Genomic DNA, 16,633 nt, shown 5'->3' on the forward strand with positions numbered 1-16,633 from the left:
AAGCGGCCGTATAATTCTCGCATGAAAAGATAGTAATTTCAATCTTCTGCGGCGTTCATTTGAGCTTCAATATGTCTCACTTGCGAGGATAGTAAAAAAACGTATGATCGTTTAATTCGAAGATATGCAAGGGTGAACGATGGCCTCAAACAGGGCGCTGCCTCTCAACTTCGACCTCGGCGAGACTGCGGACGCCATTCGCGAGACCGTGCATGCGTTTTCGCAAAACGAGATCGCCCCGCGCGCCGCCGAGATCGACCGCAGCAATCAGTTCCCGCGCGATCTCTGGCCCAGGATCGGCGCGCTCGGCCTGCACGGCATCACGGTGGAAGAGGAATATGGCGGCGCCGGTCTCGGTTATCTCGAGCACTGCATCGCACTGGAAGAAATGTCGCGGGCATCAGCCTCCGTCGGCCTGTCCTACGGCGCCCATTCCAACCTCTGCGTCAATCAGATCCGCCGCAACGGCAGTGAGGCGCAGAAGCGCAAGTATCTGCCGAAACTGATCTCCGGCGAGCATGTCGGTTCGCTCGCAATGTCGGAGCCGGGCGCGGGCTCGGACGTGGTCTCGATGAAGACCCGCGCCGAGAAGAAGGGCGACCGCTTTGTGCTGAACGGCAACAAGATGTGGATCACCAACGGCCCCGAGGCGGACACGCTGGTGGTCTACGCCAAGACTGATCCTAACGCCGGCCCGCGTGGCATCACCGCCTTCCTCATCGAAAAGGGCATGAAGGGATTTTCCACCGCGCAGAAACTCGACAAGCTCGGCATGCGCGGCTCCGACACCTGCGAACTCTTGTTCGAGGATTGCGAGGTGCCGGAAGACAACGTGCTGAGCGAGGTCGGCCGCGGCGCCAACGTCTTGATGAGCGGCCTCGACTATGAGCGCGCGGTGCTGGCGGCGGGCCCGATCGGCATCATGCAGGCCTGCATGGACGTGGTGCTGCCCTACGTGCATGAGCGCAAGCAGTTCGGCGAGCCGATCGGCAGCTTCCAGCTGGTGCAGGGCAAGATAGCCGACATGTACACCACGATGAACGCCTCGCGCGCCTACGTGTACGCCGTGGCAAAAGCCTGCGACCGCGGCGAGACCACGCGCGAGGACGCCGCCGGTGCGATCCTCTACGCCGCGGAGAAGGCGACGCAATGCGCGCTCGACGCCATCCAGCTCCTTGGCGGCAACGGCTATATCAACGACTACCCGACCGGGCGGCTGTTGCGTGACGCCAAACTCTACGAGATCGGCGCCGGCACATCCGAAATCCGCCGCATGCTGATCGGGCGGGAGCTGTTCGAAAAGACGGCTTGAACTTCACATCGAGGCAAAGATGATACAGGCTGTTATATCTTCCTCGAACGTTACGTTCCGGCCGTCCTGAAGCCGTTCCAACGGCTCCCTCGCATCCAAAGAAAACGCCGATCATGCCGCTTCATTCCACCATCGATCCTGCATCCTCCGAGTTTGCCCGCAATGCCGACGTGATGCGGGGTCTCGTGGCCGAACTGCGCGAGAAGCTCAAGGTGGTCGCCGGCGGTGGCGGCGAGGTGTCGCGTAAGCGGCATACATCGAGGGGCAAGATGCTGGCGCGCGAACGCGTCGACCTGCTGGTCGATCCCGGCACGGCGTTTCTCGAACTATCGCCGCTCGCAGCCCACGGGCTCTATGGCGGCGACGTCCATTCTGCGAGCGTCATTACCGGGGTGGGACGCGTTTCGGGCCGCGAATGCGTGATCGTCGCCAACGACGCCACCATCAAGGGCGGAACCTACTATCCGATGACGGTGAAGAAGCATCTGCGCGCGCAGGATATCGCGCGCCAGAACAATTTGCCCTGCATCTACATGGTCGATTCCGGCGGCGCCTTCCTGCCGATGCAGGACGAGATCTTTCCGGACGAGCGGCATTTCGGCCGCATCTTCTACAACCAGGCGCAGATGTCCTCGCAGGGCATTCCGCAGATCGCGATCGTGATGGGCTCGTGCACCGCGGGCGGCGCCTATGTGCCGGCGATGTCGGACGAGAGCATCATCGTGCGCAATCAGGGCACCATCTTTCTCGGCGGTCCGCCGTTGGTGAAGGCCGCGACCGGCGAGGTGGTATCCGCCGAAGAGCTCGGCGGCGCCGACGTGCATTCCCGGCATTCGGGCGTCACCGATCACTATGCGCAGAACGATGCACATGCGATCGGAATCGCCCGGCGCATCGTCGCCACGCTGAAGCCGCCGACACGCGCGGTGCTGAACATGCGCGAGCCGCGGGAGCCGCTGTTTCCCGCCGAGGAAATCTACGGCGTCGTCCCCGCCGACGGCAGAAAACCGTTCGACGTGCACGATATCATCGCGCGGATCGTCGACGGCTCGGAGTTCGACGAGTTCAAGAAACTCTACGGCGCGACGCTGATTTGCGGCTTCGCCCATATCTGGGGTTATCCGGTCGGCATCATCGCCAACAATGGCATCCTGTTCAGCGAGAGTTCGCTGAAGGGCGCGCACTTCATCGAGCTGTGCTGCCAGCGCAATATTCCGCTGGTGTTTTTGCAGAACATCACCGGCTTCATGGTGGGCAAGAAATACGAGGCCGGTGGCATCGCGCGCGATGGCGCCAAGCTGGTGACGGCGGTCGCGACCGCCGGCGTGCCGAAATTCACTGTCGTGATCGGCGGCTCCTATGGCGCCGGAAATTACGGCATGTCTGGCCGCGCCTATTCTCCGCGTTTCCTCTGGATGTGGCCAAACGCGCGTATTTCGGTAATGGGCGGTGAACAGGCCTCCATGGTGCTGAGCCAGGTCCGCCGCGACAATATCGAGGCGAAGGGCGAAAGCTGGTCGGCCGAGGAAGAGGACAAGTTCCGCGCACCGATCCGTGCCCAGTATGAAAGCCAGGGCAATCCCTATTACGCCACCGCGCGGCTGTGGGATGATGGCGTGATCGATCCCGCCGACACCCGCCTGGTGCTGGGCCTTGGGCTGTCCGCCGCGGCCAACGCGCCGATTGAACCCACGAAATTCGGCCTGTTCAGGATGTGATGATGGACCGCTCGAAACTCTACCGGCGTTTTCGCACCCTCCTGATCGCCAACCGTGGCGAGATTGCCTGCCGTGTGATCCGCTCCGCGCGGGCCATGGGCCTGCGTACCGTCGCCGTCTACTCCGAGGCCGACCGCGACGCCATGCACGTCTCCATGGCCGACGAGGCCGTGCTGCTCGGACCGGCCCGGGCACGCGACAGCTATCTCAACGTCGAGCGCGTGATCGAAGCGGCGCGCCAGACCGGCGCCGAGGCGGTGCATCCCGGCTACGGTTTTCTGTCTGAAAATGCCGAATTCGCGCAGGCCTGCCTGAATGCCGGGCTGGTGTTCGTGGGCCCCACGGCCGAGATGATGACGGCGATGGGCTCGAAGTCCGGCTCGAAAGCGTTGATGGAAAAGGCTGGCGTGCCATTGGTGCCCGGCTATCACGGCGAGGCCCAGGACGAGGCGACGCTAGCGAAGGCCGCCGAGAAGATCGGCTTCCCCGTGCTGGTCAAGGCTTCCGCCGGCGGCGGCGGGCGCGGCATGCGTGTGGTCAATTCGGCCGGCGAGCTTGCGGCTGCGATCGTCAGCGCCAAGCGCGAAGCGAAGGCTGCGTTCGGCGACGATCGCATGCTGATCGAGAAATTCGTGCAAAACCCAAGGCATATCGAGGTGCAGATCATTGGCGACAGCCACGGCAATCTGCTCTCGCTCTGGGAGCGCGAATGCACGCTGCAGCGGCGGCATCAGAAGGTGATCGAGGAGGCGCCGTCGCCGACGCTGGACGCCAAGCAACGCGAAACAGTCTGTGCGGCTGCGCGCAAGGCGGCTGCCGCGGTCAATTATGTCGGCGCCGGCACCATCGAATTCGTCTCCGACGGCAAGGAGGTGTTCTTCATCGAAATGAACACCCGCCTGCAGGTCGAGCATCCCGTGACCGAGCTCATCACCGGCGTCGACCTCGTCGAATGGCAGTTGCGGGTGGCGTTCGGCGAAACGCTGCCGTTGGCGCAGAACGAGATCAAGCTGAACGGACACGCCATCGAGGCGCGGGTCTATGCTGAGAATCCGCAGAAGAATTTTATGCCGTCGGTCGGTCGGATCAGGACCTGGCGCACGCCTGAGGTGGTCGATGGCCTGCGGATCGATGCCGGCTATCGCAGCGGCGATGCGGTGTCGCCATACTACGATGCCATGCTTGCCAAGGTCATCGCATGGGCGCCGACCCGGCAGGCGGCGATCGAGCGGCTGAACCGTGGGCTGGAAGAGACCGACGTCCGCGGCATCGTCACCAACATTGCGTTCCTGTCCGCGCTGGTGACGCACCCGCAGGTGCGCGCCAATACCATCGACACCGGCTTCATCGAGCGCGAACTGAACAAGCTGACAGAATCCTCGGGGACGGCAGGGGACCTCGAGCTTTGTGCCGCGGTAGCGGCAATTGTTGTCGATGAGCAGAACGCTGCACGCAAGGAAGCGCATTTGCCCTGGAATACGTTTGGGTGGATGCCGGTTGGACAGCGAAAGCGGGTGTTCTCGTTCCGTCAGGGGCAGGGCATCGAACACGGGGTGACGCTGCACTATGGCAACGGTCCGTCGAAACTGACCATCGGCAAGCATGAGTTCGTTTTCGCGACGTCGCCCGCGGAAGAAGGCAGCTTCGATCTGACGATCGAGGGCATAAAATCGCGCGTCACGGCCGTGATCGAGGGCCACGAGCTTTACCTCCGCACCCGGAACGGCCGCTTCGATCTGCATTGGGTCGATCCGTTCGGCGGCGAGACGGAGGAACTGGTCGGCGAGGACAAGATCGTGGCGCCGCTGCCGGGGACCGTGGTGGCACTGCTGGCCGAGGAAGGCGCGACGCTCGAGAAGGGCGCGGCGATCCTGACGCTGGAAGTCATGAAGATGGAGCAGACCCTGCGCGCGCCGTTTGCGGGCGTGTTGACAAAAATCAGGTGCAAGGTCGGCGATATCGTCGGCGAAGGCGTCGAACTTGCCGAAATTGAACCGGCGGTAGCGTCATGAGCGATGGCGTTCACATTGTCGAGGTCGGCCCGCGCGACGGGCTGCAGAACGAGAAGACGCCGATCAGCGTCGCCGACCGGATCGCGTTCATTGAGGCATTGATCGGCGCGGGCCTCCACACCGTCGAGGTCGGCGCCTTCGTCTCTCCAAAGGCGATCCCGCAGATGGTCGGATCGGCCGAGGTGTTGCGGGGCGTCAACCACCATACGAATTGCGAACTGCCGGTATTGGTGCCGAACGAGAAGGGCTACGAGGCTTCTCAGGCCGCCGGCGCCAAACTGATCGCGGTATTCGCTGCGGCGTCGGAAAGCTTTTCCCGCGCCAACATCAATTGTTCGATCGCGGAATCGATCGAACGCTTCAAGCCGGTGCTCGCCCGCGCGAGGGCCGATGGCGTCCGGGTGCGCGGCTACATCTCCACTGTGCTCGGCTGTCCCTATGAGGGCGAGATCAAGCCGCAGGCGGTGGTCGATGTCGCAAAGGTGTTGTGGGATCTCGGCTGCTACGAAATCTCGCTCGGCGACACCATCGGCGTCGGCACGCCCTCGAAGGCGCGGCAGCTATTGCGCGCGGTCGCCGGCCATGTGCCGATGGCCAATCTGGCGATGCATTTCCACGATACCTATGGCCAGGCACTCGCCAATCTCTACGCCGGGATGGAAGAGGGCTGCCGCGTGATCGACTCCGCCGCCGGCGGTCTTGGCGGATGTCCCTACGCCCCCGGCGCGACGGGAAATGTCGCAACCGAGGATGTGGTCTACATGCTCGAAGGCATAGGCATTGCGACCGGCGTCGACATGACAAAGTTGGTCTCCGCGACCAATGTCGTGAGCGGGCTGATCGGCCGGCCGCCGGTCAGCCGCGTCGCGGCGGCGTTGAATGCGAAGCTTGCGCGTAGCACTTGAAGTCTAACTAACGCTTACGCCCAACTCTCCTAGCAACTCTGCAGCCCTTTCCATTCTTCCATTCTGAGTCTTTGATCCCTTTCTTCGTATCAGCTCTCGCCGCCAATCAGGTACCTTCTCCACTTGAGCGAGCCAATGGATCGTTGCTGCGAGCTCTAGAACTGTTGAATTGCAGGAAGCAAAGCGTTGAAGAACTGCCTTAACCTTGTCTGCCGGAAGAGCACCAACATTGCGCCCCTGCTCAGAGACTCCATTTGTTTTAAAAATACTGAAGGGCGAACCGTCTGACATCCGATATTCGGTTTCTTCCACCAGCGCACCGCTGAATTTACTGTCAGATATCCCATCAGCTATTTCATCCGAAAACGGACCGAAGTTGTAGTAGTAATATGATGCGCCGCTTCCCAAGCCGAGCACGTCCAAAAGATAGATTGTCTTTTGCATGCGAGTTCGACCAACTAGTCTGCCTCCCGATAAGGCGACGACATCGAGAACAAGTCGTCCAACGTCCGCCATGATTTTCACCCCTTGATGCTTTCAACTTGTTTCCACATGGCTTCATCAACAAAGTAGTATCGCAAAAGCTCCTGTTTTTCTGTCAGAGCCGCGATAGCTTTTGAGACCTGTGTAATGTCAACGGCCACATCTTGGCCTGAGCGCAAAATACGAACGCGTTTATGCGAACGCGCTTCTCCCGCTTTCAGCCCTCCGTAAATCGTAAGGGGTACGCGATCTACAAAAATCGACTTGCCAACATTCGCGACTAGATTCTTTTCGATGTACTCCCGGCGAGCTTTGTCAGTTGCCGTCGGCTGTTCTGTGGCAACTTCAATTGCCTTCAGGCGTCCGCGGTCGCGCAGACGAACTGCAAGCGCTTTCAATTCTTTGTCCTTTCCGCGGGTCGCTGCTTCGACCGCACTCCAAACGGCCGTGTCGTCGAGCGCAAGATATCCTGAAATTGAAGGCTGCTTCGAAGAATAGAAAGATACCAGGGGATGATCAGCGGCCAGACAAACGTCTCTCGCAGATCCTTTTGTAACAAGGTCCGAGAGGCGTTTAAGAAAAGCAGTCAAAAGCTGTTCAATGCCGCGTGTAGTGCGATGAAAGTAAACTTGCGAATAGAGATGATACCGCGCAAGAATAAATGCTTCGGCAGCTTGAGCTGCTTTTTCGGCAAAGCAGAATGTTGTAATTGGCGTTGCTAGTTCTTCCGAGTCTTCATCAACCTCCGAAGCAACGGATGTGATACGAAGATTGTCGATCAGCCAATCTAGATCGATTCCTCCGGCGCCAGAGCCGGTCATCATCTTATCTCGCTGAAGGTAGTCTAATCGATCCGCGTCGAATGAACTCGAAACGACAGCAGCGTATAAATCCGCCGGTTCACCCTTTAGCAGTTCCGCCACTTCGTCGGCCATGCTATCGCCGAACCTTTTCGAAAGAATCTTCCGAATTTGGCCTTCTGGATTTGTAATGATTTCGGCGGTCCACTGCTCGTGGCTCTTATACGCACCTGGCGTACCGCGAAGTCTCGACTTTTCAGCTTCTTCAAAAGCATGACTGAAAGGGCCGTGACCAAGATCGTGCAATAACGCTGCAAGCAGCGAAACACGAATTCTATGCGGGTTTGAGTCTTGTGCCGGAATCCTACTTGTCGCTACCTTCATCAGGCGGCGCGCGACGTGAAATACGCCGACGCAATGTGCGAAGCGCGTGTGTGTAGCGCCGGGAAAAGTAAATTCGGAGACGCCAAGTTGCTTTACGCGACGGAGACGTTGAAACTCCGGTGTGTCAAGGAGTTCCCAAGCGGCTCGATCGATCTCATCAGATAAATTGAACACGATAAGCCCATGAACTGGGTCGCGAATCCGTTTTGTCGGTTCGATCGACATTCTAGAACATTTCGTGAACAATTAGAAGTGTTGGATGCCTAATCAGCACATCCCTGGACGATTCGCGATTGGAAACGGTTAACAGCTACCGGATGTTGTGGGTTTTCCAAACCGCCGGCGCAAGGAATACACCCTCCGCCATTATCCAATTCGTCGCCCAATGCCGGGCGGGATGGAAGAGGGCTGCCGCGTGATCGATTCCGCCGCCGGCGGTCTTGGCGGCTGTCCCTACGCCCCCGGCGCGACGGGAAACGTCGCAACCGAGGACGTGGTCTACATGCTCGAAGGCATGGGCATTGCGACCGGCGTCGACATGGCAAAGCTGGTAACGGCAACCAATGTCGTCAGTGGGCTGATCGGCCGCCCGCCGGTCAGCCGCGTTGCTGCAGCGTTGAACGCGAAGGCACGGGCCGCCAAGTAGGCCGCTTACGCGGCCTTCAGCCCGACGTTCGGCAGCACCGGCCGGTTCTTGAGCGCTTTCGCCATCATCGCTTCGACCTCCGCCTTCTCGTGCGGCAGCAGCGCAAGCCGCGGCGGGCGGGTTAGCGCGGTGCCGCGGCCCATGATGTGCTCGCAAAGCTTGATGCACTGGACAAGGTCCGGACGGGCATCGAGGTGCAATAGCGGCATGAACCATTCGTACAGCGGCATCGCCTCGGCATAGCGCCCCGCCTTGGCGAGGCGGAACAAGGTCTCGCCCTCGCGCGGGAAAGCGTTCGACATGCCGGAGACCCAGCCGACCGCGCCCATGGCGACGCTCTCGACGATGACGTCGTCGAGGCCAGCAAACAGGACGAAACGGTCACCAACCATGTTGCGGGTGTCGATGAAGCGCCGTGTGTCGCCGGAGGAGTCCTTGAAGCAGACGACGTTCTCGACGTCGGCGAGCGAGGCCAGAATGTCCGGCGTGACGTCGTTCTTGTAGATCGGCGGATTGTTGTAGAGCATCACCGGCAGGTCGGTCGCCGTGGCGACCGCGCGGAAATGTGCGGCCGTCTCGTGCGGTTTGGACGAATAGACCAGCGCAGGCATCACCATCACGCCGTCGATGCCGACGCGCGCCGCTTCCTTGGCGGTTTCGACGGCGAAGGCGGTCGTGAACTCGGCGATGCCGCACAGCACGGGCACGCGGCCGGCCGCGACCGCCTTGGCCGTCTCCATGATGGCGACTTTCTCCTTCCGCTCCAGCGAAGTGTTCTCGCCGACGGAACCGCAAACGATCAGTCCGGAAACGCCGTCGCGGATCAGGCCGTCCATGACCTTCGCGGTCGCATCGATATTGAGCGACAGGTCGTCATTGAATTGCGTGGTGACGGCCGGGAAAACGCCTTCCCAGGAAATGCGTGGGCTCATTTGTTTAGCTCCATTGGAATTGTTGCGGCGGACTGCTGAATCCGCCGGGCTTTGGCTTGAAAACGATGGGATGGGATCAGAGCGTCGCGCCGACCTTGCGCAGCTCGGCAAGGACCGGGGCCTTGGGCACCCAGACCTTGTCGAATTCGGCAATGACCGCTTCGGTATCCCCGGCCGGGACCTGACGGATCGGGATCGGCGCGTTCTTGAAGTTCTCGATCAGCTTGGGCTCATTGCCCGCCAATTCATCGATCTGCGTATCGAGCGTCGATTTGACGGTCTTGGTAATCAGCTCGCGGTCGGCCGCCGGCAGCGATTGCCAGACGCGGCCGGAGACGATCGCTGCCATCGGCATGAAGACGGCATTCATCTGCAGGATGACTTTTGACACCTTGTCGAAGCGCTGGTTCCAGGAGAACTCCAAGTCCGCCTCGAGGCCGTCGACCTGGCCGTTCGCCATGGCGTCAAACACCTGCGGCGTCGGGATCGGCGTCGGCGCCGCACCCAGCGACGAATAGAAATCGCGATAGACCGGCGTCGGGTTGATGCGCAGTTTCATGCCCTTGATATCGGCCAAGGTCGCCAGGTCCTTCGACGAGAAGATGGCGCGCATGCCGGTGATGCCCCAGCCGAGGCCGATTGTGCCGGTTTCCTGCGGCAGCACCTCGAACAGCTTGATCGCGGCCGGATGGCGAACGAATTTGGCGACCGACGGCGTCGAGCGCACGATGTAGGGCGCGTTGATCGCTGCGATATGCGGCACGCGCGAGCCGAGCTCGGCGGCCTGGATGAAGCCCATATCGAGCGCGCCGGACTGCAATTGCTGCATCATCGCCGGTTCATTGCCGAGCTGGCCGGAGTGAAAGACCGTCATGGTCAGGCGGCCGTTGGTAGCAGCCTTGAGATCGTCGCCGAGTTTTAATGCCGCCTTGTTCCAGGAATGGCCGTTGGGCGTGATCAGGCCGAGGCGGAATTCCTTGGCTTGCGCCAGCGCCAGCGACGGCGCGAACAGCGGCACGGCCGCGCTGGCGGCAAGGAAGCGGCGACGTGAAAGCGACATGACAATGCTCCTTGAGGGGTTTGGACCTACTTGATGAGGACGAGGGAGAGGGAGGGATAGAGCGAGAGCAGCACCAGCAGGATGCAGGAGATGCCGAACAGCGGCAGCGTCACCATGAACATCTTGCCGGGCTTGGCGCCGGTTACGGCTGCCGCCACGAAGAAGCAAAGACCGACCGGGGGCGACAGCAATCCAAGCACCAGGTTGATCACCACGACGACGCCGAACTGGCGTGGGTCGATGTGATAGATCTCGGTCGCGACCGGCAGCAGAATCGGCACCGTCATGATCAGGCCGGGAATGCCGTCGATGACCGTACCGATCACCAGCAGGATCACGTTGCAAAGCAGCATGAAGCTGACGGGATCCTTGGCGACCGACTGGATCCATGCGGCGGTCTCCTGCGGCACCTTGCCGAACACCAGCACCCAGGAGAACACGGCGGCCGCCGCGACCAGGAACAGCACGATGGCCGAGTAGACGCCTGCGCGCAGCATCATCTGCGGGAGCTGCGAAAACCTGAACTCCTTGGTCCAGAATTTTCCGACGAGAGCGGCGGCTACCGCGCCGACGGCCGCGGACTCCGTCGCGTTGGCGAGCCCGCCGAGAATGCTGCCGACGATCACGATCGGAATCAGCAGCGTCGGCGATGTCCGCAGGATCGTCGCCAGCCGCTGCCGCGGCGTCTGATAATCGGCCTTGGGATAGTTGTAGACGTATCCCATCAGTGCGATGGCGATGCAGAACATCGCGGTCAGGATCACGCCCGGCACGATGCCGGCAATCAGCATGTCGCTGACCGACACCTGCGCCAGCACGCTGTAGACGACGAACATCACCGAGGGTGGAATGATCGGCCCGAGCATGCCGCCATAGGCGGTCAAGCCGGCCGCGAAGGTCTTGTCGTAGCCCTTCTTTTCCATCTCCGGCACCATGATCTGCGCCATGATCGCGACCTGCGCGGTCGCAGATCCCAGGATGGAGGAGATGAACATGTTGGCGAGGATGTTGACGTAGGCGAGCCCGCCCTTCAGCGAGCCGACAAAGGCCATCGCCATGTCGACGATGCGCCGGGTAATGCCGCCGCCGTTCATGATTTCGCCGATCAGGATGAACAGCGGGATGGCGATCAGGCCGTAGCTGTCGACCCCGCCGAAGAGCTGCAGCGGGTAGGATTGAAACAGCACCGGATTGCCTGACGCGATGATGAAGACGAGCCCGGCCAGGCAGAGGCAAAGGCCGATCGGTACCCCGACCAACATGATCGCGATGAAGGCGGCTGACGTGATCACTAGTTGACCCCGTCGAGTTCGGAAAGCTGAAAGCCTTTTGGCGGCGTCCGTGGCACCAGTTCGAGATCTTCGAGCAGGTTTGCCAGGCCATGAATGGTCATGGAGACCGCGAAGATCGGCAGCGTCAAATAGAGCACCCAGGTCGGCCAGTTCAGCGTTTGGGTGCGCTCGGTGTAGAGGAAGTTGAATGTCTCGGCGGCGAGCTTGCGCGCATCGAAGCCGGCGCGGGCAAGCCCGATTGGATCCATCCAGAGGAAGCAGGTGATGACGAGCGCCACGCCGAACACGACGACCATGCCGGTCGCGATGATCCTCGCGAACTTCTGATTCCGCGCCGAGAGGCGCTCGGTCATCATGGTGACGGCGAAGTCGAGCCTGAGCCGCGTCATCGCGGAGGCGCCGATGAAGGTCAGCCAGACCACGCAATAGACCGCCGATTCATCGATCCAGTAGATCGGGAAGTGCGAATAGCGGGTGACGACGTTCACCAGGATCAGCGCCGTCAGCAGATACATCAGCCCCATCAGGGCGATGCGCTCGAAAGCGAGCAGCAGACTCGAAGCCCTGACGACGATTCCCCGGGCGCTGAACGCTGGCATGTCCGCAATTGCCTGCTCGATCATAAAGAGCCCCGCTGCCCGTCAAGATTTCTAGTGTCATTTGAAGTTGTATAATTTATACAATCTTGTCAAATGGAGATTATGGGCAGCTCGGCTCCCGCTGGGGTGGGACCATTTCAACGTGCGAAGCGGGGCCGCCTCGATCGGAAAGGCCGGCGATGACGACGGAAGGTCAAATGAAAGTCCCTCTGAAGCACCGGACGCTGTCGGCTGCGATCGTCGATCAGCTCAGGCAGTCCATTCTCGACGGGACTTATCCAGCCGGCTCACAACTTCGGCAGGATGCGTTGGGTGAGGCATACGGCGTCAGCCGCATTCCAGTGCGCGAAGCGCTGTTTCAGCTCGAGGCGGAGGGGCTGGTGCGTATCGTCCCGCAAAAAGGCGCGATCGTATCGGAACTGTCGCTGGACGAAATCAACGACGTGTTCGATCTTCGCGGAATCATGGAGCCGCGGCTCTTGGCGCAGTCGGCGCCGCACTTTGCGGAACAAGACTTTGCCGCGCTGGACGACATCCAGAAGCGCTTCGAGAAAGCGATCAAGGCGCGCAACGTCAGCGAATGGGGGCAGCTCAACGCTGACTTCCACATGGCACTATATGTTCACGCCCGGCAGCCGCGTACCAAGGCGATCGTCGTGGCGCTCTTGCAGACCAGCGACCGCTACACGCGTCTGCAACTCTCCAATACCAAGGCGATGGGCACGGCCGAAAAGGAGCACGCTCACCTGATCGAGCTGTGCCGGGCGAAAGAGATCGACCAGGCCTGCCGGTTTCTGCAGCAGCATATCGAGGCTGTCAGAACCGACCTGTTGCAGGTGGTGGGCGGCGGCTCAATCGTGGCGCGCGCGGGGCGTTGATCCGGAAGCGGACCATGCATCATGCGGGGACGTCGCTGGCGAGCTTCAGCAGATTGGCCGACATCGCCGACTTGGCGCTGTAGTCCTTCCAGGCGGTATCGCGCGCGATGTCGCGCCACTTGCTGACGGTCGCGACATCGAGCGTGCTGACCTTGGCGCCGGACTTCTCATAGACCTTGGCGACCTCGATATCGTCGTCCTGCGCGCCTTTGCGGCCGAACGCTTCCAGTTCGCTGCCGACCGTCAGGATGATGTCCTGTTGCTTCTTGGGTAGCTTGTCGAAGATTGCCTTCGACATCATCAATGGCTCCAGCATGAACCAATAGGAGGCGCCGGCGCCCGAGGTCAGCGAGTTGGCGACCTCCGCGAGGCGGAACGAGATCAGGCTGGTGGAGGAGGTGATTCCGGCATCGCAGGCGCCGCTCTGCATTGCGGCGTAGATTTCGTTCGATGGCATCGACAGGACCGAGGCACCCGCGGTCTTAAGCACCACATCCATTTCACGCGAGCCGCCGCGCACTTTCAGCCCCTTGGCGTCGTCAGGTGCGACGATCGGTCGAGAGCGGCTGGCGACGCCGCCGGCCTGCCAGACCCATGTGAGAAGGATAATGCCCTTGTCGGCGAGGAAGTCGGTCAGCGCCTTGCCGACCGGCGCGTTCTTCCAGCGCAGACCCTGGTCGTAGGTTGCGACCAGGCCCGGCATCAGGCCGATATTGGTTTCCGGCAGCTCGCCTCCGGCATACGGCATCGGGTAGAGGCTGATATCGAGAGCGCCCTTGCGCATTGCCGAGAACTGCGCGTTGGTCTTGACCAGCGAGGAGTTCGGATAGACATCGGCTGCGATCTCGCCGCCGCTGCGCTTGGCGACTTCGGCGGCGAAGGTGCGGCACAGCCGGTCGCGGAAGTCGCCCTTGTCGATGGTGCCGCCCGGAAACTGATGCGAGATCTTCAGCGTGGTGGCCGCACGGGCCGTGCCGGTGCCGAAACGAAGCACGGCGGGCGCGGCGAGTGCAGATGCGATGACATGGCGGCGCGTGAGCATGGTTTGTTTCCTGCAAACGGTTCTTGGATCGGCAATCCGGACCGGCTTCAGCCCCATATTAACTGAATGTGTTCGCTTCAACTAACCGTGAGAATTGCGGAACTTTGGGACGTGGCCGGTAACAAAACCGGTCGCGCCATCGTCGTTGGAGAAGCGGCAGACGTCGCTTTCGAGAAGCCAACCCAAACCAAGGACCACCATCCCATGACCACCACCACGACCCGTATCGGCCTCGGTCTTTCTGCCGCGCTTGTTTCGCTCGGCCTCGCGTTCGCGCCAGTGGCCTTCGCTCAGGACAAGATGGGCAAGGGCGACGGCATGAAGAAGGAGTCCATGTCCAAGGACGGCATGAAGAAAGAGGACGGTATGATGAAGAAGGAGGGCATGAAGCACGACGGCATGAAAAAAGAAGACGGCATGAAGAAGAACTGAGCCGCACCATCATTCCGGGGCGATGCGCGGCATTGAACTATGATGCGCGATTGCGCATCTGAGAATCTCGAGATGCCCAGGTGCGCAATTGCGCACCTGGGCATCTGGTGCTTGCGCACGATCCCGGAATGACGGGGCTGCATCTGTCGCCGGCAAGAAACGGCGATCAGCATCGCGCCTATTTCTTCTTGCCCTTGGTCTTGCGCGCGGCGTAACGCGCGTCGCGCTTGGCCTTTTGCTCAGCCTCCAGCGCCGCCAGCCTGGCGGCCTCTTCTTCCTTCTCGCGGGCTAACCTGGCGGCCTCCGCCGCGGCGGCCTCGGCCTCGCGACGTTTCTGTTCGGCCTTTTCGGCTTCCTTGGCCTCTCTCGCCTTGGCACGGGCGGCGGCGACGGCCTCGCGCTCGGCCTGGCGGCGCTTCACCTCGGGATCGTCGGGTCCCGGCTGGGTGCGAAACTTGTTCAGGATGTTCTGCCGCGCCTGCTGGGCGGCCTTCTGGCGGTCCGCGAAGCTCGGTTCCTTGAATCCACTCATAAAAGAGGCCTTGTCGCTTTCACTCTTGGGGTTGGACGCGCCACGCGCGCGGAATGGGGACTAGGTAAGTGAACCCGAGGCAAAATACCAGCGTCGAAAAGGGTCGGGTAAAGCAGGGGAGGCTTGCGTGAGCAGCAAATGGCCCAAACTGATCCTGATGCGCGGGATTACGTCAGCATGGCTCTCTACGAGATGGCAACGGCGACCGAAGCCCCAAGGCAGGCGCTGGCGATCCTTCAATATGGCCTTCTCGCCTGTGCGCTGATCGGGGTGGTCGGCTCGCTGGTGATGCTCGCTTCGGAGAAGTGATCGCTCTTCTAGATATTATCGCGACGACCTCCAGGTCCAAGGACGCGCGCAACCGTCATAGCGGTCATCGCTACGCGGTCCGCGATCCGCTGCGCCTCGAGCCTGTCGCGGGCCTTTTCCCTGATCATGATCTCGATCAGCTCGAGCCGTTTGGTCTCGTCGACCGCTTCCGCCAGCAATTGCTTGTAGCGATGGTAGTCGTAGCTCGCTTCCTGCTCGTCCATCGCACGCCCCGCACACGCGCTCGCCCCGAGGGCAATGTCGATCAAGCGTTGTGCGCGCGCAACGGATTTGCGCCAGTTATACCCATTTCTATACTCATTTCCGCATCCATCGGGGCTCGCGCACAAATCCGTGTAGTGTGAAGCCGTTCACAGGCACCGCGGTGGAGTGATCTTATGCTCCGCGCTTTCGAAACAGGAGCGACCGCCATGCCGCACAATTGGTGGACCCGCAAGAACCTCGTTCTCGCCGCCGCCATCGTCTCACTGGCCTGCGCCATCGGTTTCTTTGCGCCCGGCCTGTCCAAACCGGAGCCGGTCTTGAGCGCAGCGCTTGGTCCGGACTGGCAGTGCAGCCGGCTCGCGTTCGTTTTTACGACCTGCAGCCGGGTCAAGCATAGCCGGTCCATGCCCGTTCGCCTCGCCAAAATCCCGGTGTGCGGACGTGTGCGGACGTAATAGGATCAGCCTGGAAACTGAGCGGGCCCGAACTGGAGCGTTCCATGCAAAAGCCTTGTCGTCTTGTGCTGGCCGCGTCGGCGGCGGCAATCGTACTCCTGCCGACCGTCGCGCTGGCGCAGGGCGCGCCGGATGGCGGCACTGCGGCAACGGCAACGCCGTCCCCCGCCGCGCCGGAAGCCGTCGCGGCCGAAAAGGAGAAGGCGGCGCCGAAGAAAAAGAAACCGGCCAAGATGACGCGGCAGCAGGAGATCGACCGTTCGATCGACCGCGGCACGGTGCCCGCTCGTTACCGGAGCTCGGTGCCGAAAGAGTATCATCAGTATATTCCGTTCGATAAGCGGTAGAGGCGGGCGAATGGCTGCGCCTGGCGTAGCTCGCTTAGAGCGGGAGGGAATGCAGTGTCGCCAGCCCGGATATTGCATGCGATCCGCGCTACCGCGTTTTGCTGATCAATTTGTCACACAGAACCGTGCGGCGCCCGCTCACCGTACTCGTACGGATTGGCTGTGCACGTAACGCCGATCTATAACGCCCGCGCTTGCAGCGGGGGGCAGGGCGCTCGTTCATCACGACGCGCGCTACCACTGGAGGCCACGAGGCCCGGACTCCTAGGC

At 61.3% G+C, this 16,633-nt stretch carries 18 protein-coding genes and 1 pseudogene; 10 read left to right on the forward strand and 9 right to left on the reverse strand.

Going from position 1 to position 16,633, the window contains the following annotated elements; genetic code table 11:
• The first annotated feature begins 139 nt into the window (after window positions 1–139).
• The 4 genes from V1290_RS36280 (at window position 140) to V1290_RS36295 (ending at window position 5,947) form a co-directional block, all read left to right on the forward strand.
• Complete coding sequence (locus V1290_RS36280) at window positions 140–1,312, forward strand: isovaleryl-CoA dehydrogenase (protein WP_334368876.1); 1,173 nt, start codon at window positions 140–142, stop codon at window positions 1,310–1,312.
• Between the two features lie 113 nt (window positions 1,313–1,425).
• Window positions 1,426–3,030 (forward strand): carboxyl transferase domain-containing protein, encoded by a 1,605-nt coding sequence (locus V1290_RS36285; protein ID WP_334368877.1) that lies wholly within the window; start codon window positions 1,426–1,428, stop codon window positions 3,028–3,030.
• A 2-nt stretch (window positions 3,031–3,032) separates the two neighbouring features.
• Entirely contained in the window at window positions 3,033–5,042 is a 2,010-nt protein-coding gene (locus tag V1290_RS36290; RefSeq protein ID WP_334368878.1) for an acetyl/propionyl/methylcrotonyl-CoA carboxylase subunit alpha, read from the forward strand.
• Window positions 5,039–5,947: a hydroxymethylglutaryl-CoA lyase gene (locus V1290_RS36295; RefSeq protein ID WP_334368879.1), complete on the forward strand. Its 909-nt coding sequence runs from the start codon at window positions 5,039–5,041 to the stop codon at window positions 5,945–5,947. The genes V1290_RS36290 and V1290_RS36295 overlap by 4 nt, the downstream gene beginning before the upstream one ends.
• Window positions 5,948–5,950: 3 nt before the next feature.
• Here the strand turns inward: V1290_RS36295 and V1290_RS36300 are convergent, their stop codons facing one another.
• A complete protein-coding gene (locus V1290_RS36300; protein WP_334368880.1) occupies window positions 5,951–6,391 on the reverse strand; it encodes a hypothetical protein in 441 nt (146 codons plus the stop codon).
• 77 nt (window positions 6,392–6,468) lie between these two features.
• On the reverse strand, window positions 6,469–7,839 hold the full coding sequence (locus V1290_RS36305; protein WP_334368883.1) for an HD domain-containing protein: 1,371 nt from the start codon (window positions 7,837–7,839) through the stop codon (window positions 6,469–6,471).
• A gap of 169 nt (window positions 7,840–8,008) precedes the next feature.
• Here V1290_RS36305 and V1290_RS36310 point away from each other — a divergent pair.
• Window positions 8,009–8,260: pseudogene (locus V1290_RS36310) on the forward strand (hydroxymethylglutaryl-CoA lyase); the annotation flags it as partial.
• 5 nt (window positions 8,261–8,265) lie between these two features.
• Here V1290_RS36310 and V1290_RS36315 read toward each other — a convergent pair.
• The 4 genes from V1290_RS36315 to V1290_RS36330 all read right to left on the reverse strand — a co-directional run bounded on the left by V1290_RS36315 (window position 8,266) and on the right by V1290_RS36330 (window position 12,167).
• The gene (locus tag V1290_RS36315) at window positions 8,266–9,192 is read right to left on the reverse strand and encodes a dihydrodipicolinate synthase family protein (protein ID WP_334368884.1); all 927 of its coding nucleotides are present in this window, start codon (window positions 9,190–9,192) and stop codon (window positions 8,266–8,268) included.
• A gap of 76 nt (window positions 9,193–9,268) precedes the next feature.
• On the reverse strand, window positions 9,269–10,252 hold the full coding sequence (locus V1290_RS36320) for a TRAP transporter substrate-binding protein (RefSeq protein ID WP_334368885.1): 984 nt from the start codon (window positions 10,250–10,252) through the stop codon (window positions 9,269–9,271).
• A gap of 26 nt (window positions 10,253–10,278) precedes the next feature.
• Window positions 10,279–11,544 carry a TRAP transporter large permease gene (locus V1290_RS36325; protein WP_334368886.1) on the reverse strand — a complete coding sequence of 422 codons (1,266 nt, stop codon included), beginning with the start codon at window positions 11,542–11,544 and terminating at the stop codon, window positions 10,279–10,281.
• Entirely contained in the window at window positions 11,544–12,167 is a 624-nt protein-coding gene (locus V1290_RS36330; protein ID WP_442895038.1) for a TRAP transporter small permease, read from the reverse strand. The genes V1290_RS36325 and V1290_RS36330 overlap by 1 nt, the downstream gene beginning before the upstream one ends.
• A gap of 173 nt (window positions 12,168–12,340) precedes the next feature.
• On the opposite strand from V1290_RS36330, the gene V1290_RS36335 reads away from it, so the two are divergent.
• Window positions 12,341–13,021 carry a GntR family transcriptional regulator gene (locus V1290_RS36335; protein ID WP_334368887.1) on the forward strand — a complete coding sequence of 227 codons (681 nt, stop codon included), beginning with the start codon at window positions 12,341–12,343 and terminating at the stop codon, window positions 13,019–13,021.
• A gap of 19 nt (window positions 13,022–13,040) precedes the next feature.
• Here the strand turns inward: V1290_RS36335 and dctP are convergent, their stop codons facing one another.
• Window positions 13,041–14,063 (reverse strand): TRAP transporter substrate-binding protein DctP, encoded by a 1,023-nt coding sequence (gene dctP / locus V1290_RS36340; RefSeq protein WP_334368888.1) that lies wholly within the window; start codon window positions 14,061–14,063, stop codon window positions 13,041–13,043.
• A 204-nt stretch (window positions 14,064–14,267) separates the two neighbouring features.
• On the opposite strand from dctP, the gene V1290_RS36345 reads away from it, so the two are divergent.
• Entirely contained in the window at window positions 14,268–14,495 is a 228-nt protein-coding gene (locus V1290_RS36345; protein ID WP_334369287.1) for a pentapeptide MXKDX repeat protein, read from the forward strand.
• A gap of 178 nt (window positions 14,496–14,673) precedes the next feature.
• Here the strand turns inward: V1290_RS36345 and V1290_RS36350 are convergent, their stop codons facing one another.
• Window positions 14,674–15,027 carry a DUF6481 family protein gene (locus V1290_RS36350; protein WP_334368889.1) on the reverse strand — a complete coding sequence of 118 codons (354 nt, stop codon included), beginning with the start codon at window positions 15,025–15,027 and terminating at the stop codon, window positions 14,674–14,676.
• A 138-nt stretch (window positions 15,028–15,165) separates the two neighbouring features.
• Here V1290_RS36350 and V1290_RS36355 point away from each other — a divergent pair, with 138 nt between their 5' ends.
• Window positions 15,166–15,336: a hypothetical protein gene (locus V1290_RS36355; RefSeq protein ID WP_334368891.1), complete on the forward strand. Its 171-nt coding sequence runs from the start codon at window positions 15,166–15,168 to the stop codon at window positions 15,334–15,336.
• An 8-nt stretch (window positions 15,337–15,344) separates the two neighbouring features.
• On the opposite strand, the gene V1290_RS36360 is transcribed toward V1290_RS36355, so the two are convergent.
• Window positions 15,345–15,560, reverse strand: coding sequence for a hypothetical protein (locus tag V1290_RS36360; protein WP_334368892.1), 216 nt, complete (start codon window positions 15,558–15,560; stop codon window positions 15,345–15,347).
• 207 nt (window positions 15,561–15,767) lie between these two features.
• Here V1290_RS36360 and V1290_RS36365 point away from each other — a divergent pair, with 207 nt between their 5' ends.
• Window positions 15,768–16,016: a hypothetical protein gene (locus tag V1290_RS36365; RefSeq protein WP_334368893.1), complete on the forward strand. Its 249-nt coding sequence runs from the start codon at window positions 15,768–15,770 to the stop codon at window positions 16,014–16,016.
• Between the two features lie 44 nt (window positions 16,017–16,060).
• Window positions 16,061–16,363, forward strand: coding sequence for a hypothetical protein (locus V1290_RS36370; protein ID WP_334368894.1), 303 nt, complete (start codon window positions 16,061–16,063; stop codon window positions 16,361–16,363).
• Window positions 16,364–16,633: the final 270 nt, after the last annotated feature.

This window comes from Bradyrhizobium sp. AZCC 1578 (genome assembly GCF_036924675.1).
Classification (GTDB): domain Bacteria; phylum Pseudomonadota; class Alphaproteobacteria; order Rhizobiales; family Xanthobacteraceae; genus Bradyrhizobium.

What these genes read in the sequence shown, in the direction of transcription:
- V1290_RS36280 (WP_334368876.1), top strand. Translation starts at nt 140, where the DNA reads ATGGCCTCAAACAGGGCGCTGCCTCTCAACTTCGACCTCGGCGAGACT.
- V1290_RS36285 (WP_334368877.1), top strand. Translation starts at nt 1,426, where the DNA reads ATGCCGCTTCATTCCACCATCGATCCTGCATCCTCCGAGTTTGCCCGC.
- V1290_RS36290 (WP_334368878.1), top strand. Translation starts at nt 3,033, where the DNA reads ATGGACCGCTCGAAACTCTACCGGCGTTTTCGCACCCTCCTGATCGCC.
- V1290_RS36295 (WP_334368879.1), top strand. Translation starts at nt 5,039, where the DNA reads ATGAGCGATGGCGTTCACATTGTCGAGGTCGGCCCGCGCGACGGGCTG.
- V1290_RS36300 (WP_334368880.1), bottom strand. Translation starts at nt 6,391, where the DNA reads ATGCAAAAGACAATCTATCTTTTGGACGTGCTCGGCTTGGGAAGCGGC.
- V1290_RS36305 (WP_334368883.1), bottom strand. Translation starts at nt 7,839, where the DNA reads ATGTCGATCGAACCGACAAAACGGATTCGCGACCCAGTTCATGGGCTT.
- V1290_RS36315 (WP_334368884.1), bottom strand. Translation starts at nt 9,192, where the DNA reads ATGAGCCCACGCATTTCCTGGGAAGGCGTTTTCCCGGCCGTCACCACG.
- V1290_RS36320 (WP_334368885.1), bottom strand. Translation starts at nt 10,252, where the DNA reads ATGTCGCTTTCACGTCGCCGCTTCCTTGCCGCCAGCGCGGCCGTGCCG.
- V1290_RS36330 (WP_442895038.1), bottom strand. Translation starts at nt 12,167, where the DNA reads ATGATCGAGCAGGCAATTGCGGACATGCCAGCGTTCAGCGCCCGGGGA.
- V1290_RS36335 (WP_334368887.1), top strand. Translation starts at nt 12,341, where the DNA reads ATGAAAGTCCCTCTGAAGCACCGGACGCTGTCGGCTGCGATCGTCGAT.
- dctP (WP_334368888.1), bottom strand. Translation starts at nt 14,063, where the DNA reads ATGCTCACGCGCCGCCATGTCATCGCATCTGCACTCGCCGCGCCCGCC.
- V1290_RS36345 (WP_334369287.1), top strand. Translation starts at nt 14,268, where the DNA reads ATGACCACCACCACGACCCGTATCGGCCTCGGTCTTTCTGCCGCGCTT.
- V1290_RS36350 (WP_334368889.1), bottom strand. Translation starts at nt 15,027, where the DNA reads ATGAGTGGATTCAAGGAACCGAGCTTCGCGGACCGCCAGAAGGCCGCC.
- V1290_RS36355 (WP_334368891.1), top strand. Translation starts at nt 15,166, where the DNA reads ATGGCCCAAACTGATCCTGATGCGCGGGATTACGTCAGCATGGCTCTC.
- V1290_RS36360 (WP_334368892.1), bottom strand. Translation starts at nt 15,560, where the DNA reads ATGGACGAGCAGGAAGCGAGCTACGACTACCATCGCTACAAGCAATTG.
- V1290_RS36365 (WP_334368893.1), top strand. Translation starts at nt 15,768, where the DNA reads ATGCCGCACAATTGGTGGACCCGCAAGAACCTCGTTCTCGCCGCCGCC.
- V1290_RS36370 (WP_334368894.1), top strand. Translation starts at nt 16,061, where the DNA reads ATGCAAAAGCCTTGTCGTCTTGTGCTGGCCGCGTCGGCGGCGGCAATC.